At 45.9% G+C, this 6,954-nt stretch carries 5 protein-coding genes; all 5 read right to left on the reverse strand.

What is annotated here, in order from left to right; translation table 11 throughout:
- Window positions 1-90: 90 nt before the first annotated feature.
- Window positions 91-1,662 carry an oleate hydratase gene (locus NJ959_RS23570; RefSeq protein ID WP_254014187.1) on the reverse strand — a complete coding sequence of 524 codons (1,572 nt, stop codon included), beginning with the start codon at window positions 1,660-1,662 and terminating at the stop codon, window positions 91-93.
- Window positions 1,663-1,724: 62 nt separating this feature from the next.
- A complete protein-coding gene (locus NJ959_RS23575) occupies window positions 1,725-2,462 on the reverse strand; it encodes an SDR family oxidoreductase (protein WP_254014188.1) in 738 nt (245 codons plus the stop codon).
- Window positions 2,463-2,542: 80 nt separating this feature from the next.
- The gene (locus NJ959_RS23580; RefSeq protein WP_254014189.1) at window positions 2,543-2,896 is read right to left on the reverse strand and encodes a DUF5335 family protein; all 354 of its coding nucleotides are present in this window, start codon (window positions 2,894-2,896) and stop codon (window positions 2,543-2,545) included.
- 285 nt (window positions 2,897-3,181) lie between these two features.
- Window positions 3,182-3,607, reverse strand: coding sequence for a hypothetical protein (locus NJ959_RS23585; protein WP_254014190.1), 426 nt, complete (start codon window positions 3,605-3,607; stop codon window positions 3,182-3,184).
- Window positions 3,608-3,688: 81 nt separating this feature from the next.
- A complete protein-coding gene (locus tag NJ959_RS23590) occupies window positions 3,689-6,439 on the reverse strand; it encodes a cation-translocating P-type ATPase (protein ID WP_254014191.1) in 2,751 nt (916 codons plus the stop codon).
- Between the last annotated feature and the right edge of the window lie 515 nt (window positions 6,440-6,954).

Genomic DNA, 6,954 nt, shown 5'->3' on the forward strand with positions numbered 1-6,954 from the left:
AGGCAACAGGATTGCGCACGGGAACCTGATTCATCAGGATATTAGGGCTGCGAAGTCTTAAGAATCTCCGTGTCTTTAGACCGGGGAGTGTCAATTAAACGCTTTAACCAAAGCATCAAACTGCACTCGCAGTGACTTATCGTGAGGCGAGATAGGTGGGATCTTGCGATCGATACCTAGGAATTCATAAACCGCCATCTGAGCAACTCGCACCGAATACTCAACCGTGAAGACGACATCATCAGGAATTTCGACAAACTGACTGATGAAAGCGAGGTTCTTTGAGCTACGAGGGATTGGCAAAGGTCGATCTGTGCGTAAACGCGGCATAAACATACTGGTGATATACGGCATTCTGCAAGGAATACAGTTTGCCGATGCCACAGTGTCCAGATCGAATCGAAGATGACCGCATAATTCTCGCAGAATTTCTTCACCATTGCAGTCACTCATCGGCTTAGGAACGAAATCACCCACGCGATCCGGGAAAAGGGCATATCCCCAGAACACCTGGACATCAGCAGGCTGATTCGCAAAGTGCGGTTGATAGGCGAGTACAATCGACATGAGCCAATTTGAGTCTTTAAAGGTGACGAGTCCGCCAGTTCCTGGTTGATTGCCGCTAAATTCGACCATCTTGTCGAAGAATGTGGGGGTTTTAAGCGTGACGGTAAAAGACTCCCAGAGAGACTCTGGAATGCTGCTATTAAAAGCAGCAGGATTCCCGAAATCTGGGCTTTCTGCCGCTAGCTTTTCCCACAAACTCCAACTGTGGCAATCCTGTTTGGTGAGCTTCTTGGGCGCACTTGTCATCGATCCCAAACTTGAGGCATCAGTCATCGATCCGTTTTGCAGAAAAACTAGGTCGCCGTCTTTAACCGCGATGGTTTTACTTTCACCACTCTGCTGATAATGAATGCCTGTCACTACCAACTTACCCTCTGCGGTGTTGCGCTCTAGATCCGTCACCTTGGCATCTAGAATGAAATGGACATCTTGGGCTTTAAGCCAACTCTGCAATGGACAAACCAAGGAATCATACTGATTGTAAATGGTTCGCTTAATCCCAGCGAGGGTTTCAATCCGAGAGAATTCGAGCATGAAGCGATGCAAGTAACGCTTGAATTCAACGGCACTGTGCCATGACTGAAAGGCAAATGTAGTAGACCACATATACCAGAATTCAGTCTCGAAGAATTCAGGGGAAAGCCAATCAGTGATACAGCTAGCACCCAAGTCATCTTCATCAGCCAGACTAAGCTTCAGCAATTCCTGACGATTTTCCATGGAAAAGCCCATCGAACTTACGGGGACTTTCGCACGGTGACTGTTAACGAGACGCGCCATGGAATTTGACTTGTGCTTTTGATTGAACTCCATTGTTTCGTCAAATACCGTTTTATTGGGCGAAGTCAGGGATGGGATGGACTTGTAAAGATCCCAAGTACATTCGTAATTGTCGGTTGTCAACATCCGTCCCCCCCGCATCGAATAACCGTCTACAGGGTTCCCATATCCATCCAAACTCCCGCCGAGGAGAGGCTTTGCTTCTAGGATAAAAATATTTCCGCCAGGGAGTCCACCGTCTCGAATCATGAAGGCTGCGGCAGCCAAAGAGCCGATACCACCACCTAACAAATAAGCATTAGATTCGTTAACCATGTCAATTAGACTCCCTGACGAGTTTAGTTTAATTGTGTCTTACGTCTTTTGTGAACCTAAATCTAAAGTTCTTGACGTGTCGGACGGATGATAATTTCATTCACATCAACATCACCAGGCTGCTCAATGGCATAAGCGATCGCACGGGCAATGGCATCTGCATCAATGGCGATCGCATAAAATTGATTAATTCCGGCTGCTGTGTCTTTATCGGTAATTGTGGCAGTCAACTCAGTAGCAACGGCTCCTGGTGAGATATTAGTCGAACGGATTTCACCGTTTGACTCTAGTCGCAGCCCTTCAGAGATCGCTCGCACTGCATACTTAGTGGCACAATAAACCGCTCCCGCTGGAAACACATGATGTCCGGCTACTGACGATAGATTAATAATGTGACCCAACTTTTGCTGACGCATCGTCGGTAACACAGCAGCAATCCCATAGAGGACACCCTTGATGTTGACATCAATCATCCGATCCCACTCCTCCACCTTTACTTCGTCGAGAGGAGAGAGGGGCATCAACCCAGCGTTATTGATGAGTACATCGATCCTGCTGTATGTACTCAAAGTTTCCTTTGCCAAGGCTTCCACTTGTGCGCGATCTGTCACATCCGTCACTCGGTAGTTTGCAGTTCCTCCTGATTTGGCAATCGCTGCAACCAATTCTTTCAGCCGATCTTCGCGGCGGGCGGCCAGCATCAGTTTGGCTCCACTAGCAGCAAGTCGCTTCGCAGTTGCCTCACCTAAACCACTGCTGGCTCCGGTGATGATTACTACTTTGTTTTGAATCTCAGACATATTGATTACTGCGGGTTATTGAGTATGGATCGTGAAATGTTGAGTGCTGTTTCATCTGAACTGGGCATTATGGAACCAGATCAACTAGCTTGTAGCTGGATCAACGTTTTTGTCCCGGCAGTGTCACTAATCCGAACCGCTATCATCAAACCGTTTGAGTTCTGTCCCGTTAAAACTTCAGTTGGTGAATCGATTGTGTGAGCGTATGTCACTTCATCTCGACCCACTTCAATCACCAAATCATCTCCCTTTCCGGGGCGATCGTAAACCATTGCCATCAAAGGTGCGTTCTGAATCAGTTCTGCATTATCGAGTTCTGAATTGATGATTTCGATTGAAATATTCCGTCCACGATTACCACTTGAAAACTGATCAAAAAATTCACCCCATCGCTCACGCGGCACAGATTTGCTAATGTCAATTTTACTTACCATGATGATTCCTTTAAATATCTCCAGAAATTAAATATGCGTTATAGCAACTGCCAGGGCGGTTAAGTCATTGATCGGAGACGAAATACACTGACAAAGTGACCAAAAATGCACTAAGCGCCTTGGCGACTGCTATATCAAGAACCCTTGTAGAGACGTGGCAGTGATACGTCTCTACATTATTTTTCACTCATATCTCAAATCTTGGCAGGTTAATAGTTCACAGTCTTATACCAATTCTGTATGAGGTTGCGCTTAATAACCGGACAAGCTTGGTTTAATCGTGTTTTAGTTCGTTGTAGTTCCCAAAGCCGCTTTTGCATCAAGTCTGGCGGCGATTGCGGCCAAGGTTGCTTCTTCGGCTTCTTCTATCGTCGTCATTGCTAAGAAGATCGTCGTAGCTGCATAGTCTTCAGCTTTGTCTGCCCGATGTTCGAGTTTCTTGACTTCGCGACTTGCTTTCCATTCCTCGACATTCGATTTCACCTCAGATTCTTTTTCCTCAAATTGAGTTTTGAGCTTTGCCCGATATTCATCGAATTCTTGTTTCTTAGCGTCTAGTGTTATCTTCGCTTCGTCGAGTCTCGATTGAATCTCAGCTTGAGTTTTTTTCGGTGCAGATTGAATGCTGTCCTTCAGGGATTTTACTCGATCTTCAACCGCTTCTAAATTGTCATGAAGTTGTTTGGTAAAGTTGTCAATTGCAGTACTCACGATCTTTCCTCTAGTATTGTTAACAATTAGTATGACAGCCTGATGTTTGAAATCGTGGTGGATTTGTTGCTCGAGATCCGATTATTTTCGTCGAGTGAAGCACTTCTCTAGCTCAATCGCCCAAAGGACGATGGTACTCAATCCAAAACTAATGAGCAGATCCCTCGCAGATAACGATGTTGTATGGAAAATAGTTTGCAAAATAGGAATATAAACTACAGCCATTTGCAGCCCAATCGTCAGAATTACGGCTCCTAAAAGCGGTTTATTGGAGAACAGCCCCAGGCGAAACACTGACTCCCTTTCTGAACGCATCGTTTCCGCAAGTCCAACACGAGATAAAGTGAGTGTTGTAAACACCATCGTTTGCCAATTTGCGTCACCCCTAGACCAATAGTGATAAGCAATGGCAAGCAAAACTAATCCCAGTAATAGCCCTACCCAAATAATCTCGCTACCCACTCCACGACTAAAAATGCTCTCATTCGGGCGACGAGGTGGGCGGCGCATGATTTTTCGTTCGGAGGGTTCTACACTCAAGGCTAGCGCTAGTAAACCATCTGCCAATAGATTAACCCACAGAATTTGGAGGGGAATCAGCGGCAACGGCATCCCCAAAAATGGAGCCAGTATAATCGCCCATAGTTCGCCAGCATTTCCCGTTAAGGTGTATTTGATAAACTTGCGAATGTTGTCATAGATGACTCGCCCTTCCTTAATCGCTGCGATGATAGTGGCAAAGTTATCGTCTAACAGGACCATATCTGCCGCTTCCTTGGCGACATCTGTACCTGTGATCCCCATGGCAATGCCAATGTCTGCTTGTTTTAAAGCGGGCGCATCATTCACCCCATCGCCCGTCATTGCGACAATGTGTCCTCGTGTTTGCAAGGCTTTCACAATATCTAACTTGTTCTGTGGTGAAACCCTGGCATAGACAGATATATTTTCGACTTGATGTTTCAGATCTTCGCTAGACAGTTGGGATAGCTCTTGCCCAGTCAGGATGCGATCGTTTGGGACAATTCCCAATTCCCGGGCAATAGATTGAGCTGTGAGGGGATGATCTCCGGTGATCATAACTGGACGAATTCCTGCTTCCTGACACATCAATACTGAATCTTTGACTTCAGGACGAATGGGATCGATGATACCAATCATGCCCATAAAAATCAGGTTCTGCTCTAGGGCATCTTCGTCCAAAGCTTTTCTATCTAAATCGATCGTCTCTGAGGTAAATGGGCGAAAGGCAACGCCTAAAACTCGCATCCCATTCCGGGCTAACTGATCGTTATTCTCAATAATTTTTTTGTGCCACTGCCGATCGAGTTTTTCTGCTCGCCCATTCACCAAGACACGATCCGTAACCTCCAGCAAGCTGCCAACACCGCCTTTTGTAAAGGCAATATAAGATGCCTCTCCCAACTCCAATAACCCAGACACGATCAGTTTTAATCCCTCTGGGATCGTATTTGTGACGAGTGGGAGCTTATGAAGAGTTGTCATCCGCTTCCGCTCTGCATCAAAGGGTTTCTCTCCGACACGGGGCAACGATTCCTCTAATTTTGCTTTTGATAATCCGAGGTGATCCGCCGTCATCACTAGCGCCCCTTCAGTGGGATCTCCCACCGTCTGAAACTGATGGGGAATATCGGGATGGGGTTCCAAAAGTGCGTCGTTGCAAAGCGCTGCTCCGGTTAGAAGCCAAGCTAATACAGGTTGCTCCTCAAGCATACTAGACAAGTCTTCATCGGTATTCAATTCTGCCAGGGGTGTGGTTAAATCAACTTGATGCCCCTCTACAGCAAGAAATGTCGCCGTCATGCGATTCTCCGTCAGCGTGCCTGTCTTATCAGAGCAAATAACTGTTACGGAGCCTAATGTTTCTACTGCGGGTAGTTTGCGAATCAGCGCGTGCTTTTTCAGCATTCGTTGTGCCCCCAGAGCCAAGGCAATGGTGACAACGGCAGGTAAGCCTTCGGGCACTGCTGCAACTGCTAAACTCACAGCGGTGATGAACATTAATGATAATTCCTCACCCCGCAGTAGACCTAACCCGAAGATCGCAACTACAAGGAAAAGGGTGATGATTGCTAGCTTTACGCCAAGTTGATCCAGACGTTGCTGGAGTGGAGTCGGCTTGGGCTTTACTGTTTGAATTGCTGTGGCAATGTGTCCTAACTCTGTTTCATTGCCTGTTTCTGTGACGACTGCAAGTCCTCGTCCATAGGCGATCGCAGTTCCCATATATGCCATGTTATGGCGATCTGCCAAAGGTGGATTTTCTTGTTCAAGCTTATTAGTATTCTTATCAGTTGGCTCCGATTCTCCGGTAAGGGAGGATTCCTGAATGCGGAGATTGGAACTTTCCAGCAAACGGTAGTCGGCTGCTACTAGGTTTCCTGTTTCGAGGAGAACTATATCACCTGGCACAAGCTGACGAGCTGAGATCTCTTGTACTCGCCGATCCCGTCGCACTTTAACGGTGGAAACGGCGAGCTTTTTGAGTGCTGCGATTGCCACTCTTGCCTGGTTTTCTTGTCGTACTCCCAAAATGGCATTAAACGCAACGATGGCTAAAATCGCCACAGCGTTGGTGTAATCGCGCAACGCAATGGAGATTAGTGCCGCCACAATTAAAACCACAACCATTGTTGCCGTCAATTGCTTCCACAGAATTTGCCAGAGACTTTCTCCTGGCTGCTCTGTCAACTGGTTAGAGCCATATTTTTTTAAACGGCGGGTAACTTCCGATTGCTTCAAACCGTCAGGAATATTTGTGTCTAGTTGCTGTAATACTTCGGCTGAGTCTAACATATACCAGGGACTCATATCTCACTCCTTCTCCTGTTGTGTAGAATTTAAAAATCTCTCGGTTGTCCATATTTTGTACTTCAATAATGAGGTCGCCAGCACCTGTTTTTTCACCATTAAAATCAATGATGAACCCTGCCGTTACCCCATAACCCAACAACTTTATTAAATGAACTATGATTTCTCTAATGTCAAGCAGCATAACATTAGACTGATTGAAATATTGTCTATGAAGATGTTTTAGTTGTATAATTTGTATCAAAATGTCTTAAAATTTAATTAAGACAGCAGATGATGATAAAACACTCGTTTCATCATCATCTTTGATGAAGGAATCTTGATTAAAATGGCGATAAGCCACACCCAAGGATCTAAATCCCTTACCGATCTAATTGACTGGCTGTTAGTGGCGCGAAGTCATAGTTAATCGGGATACTCCCACTTTGGCAAAGATACTCGTTTTTTGACAAAGTTTTTACCCCCCTTGTCAAAGGGGGGAGTAAGAATCAACCTGCATTTCTTCCTTTCTCGGG

This window comes from Limnofasciculus baicalensis BBK-W-15, from assembly GCF_024178385.1.
Classification (GTDB): Bacteria; Cyanobacteriota; Cyanobacteriia; order Cyanobacteriales; family Coleofasciculaceae; genus Limnofasciculus; species Limnofasciculus baicalensis.

Bases quoted from the DNA above. Each gene is read 5' to 3' on its own strand.
- NJ959_RS23590 (WP_254014191.1), bottom strand. From the start codon at position 6,439: ATGAGTCCCTGGTATATGTTAGACTCAGCCGAAGTATTACAGCAACTA.
- NJ959_RS23580 (WP_254014189.1), bottom strand. From the start codon at position 2,896: ATGGTAAGTAAAATTGACATTAGCAAATCTGTGCCGCGTGAGCGATGG.
- NJ959_RS23575 (WP_254014188.1), bottom strand. From the start codon at position 2,462: ATGTCTGAGATTCAAAACAAAGTAGTAATCATCACCGGAGCCAGCAGT.
- NJ959_RS23570 (WP_254014187.1), bottom strand. From the start codon at position 1,662: ATGGTTAACGAATCTAATGCTTATTTGTTAGGTGGTGGTATCGGCTCT.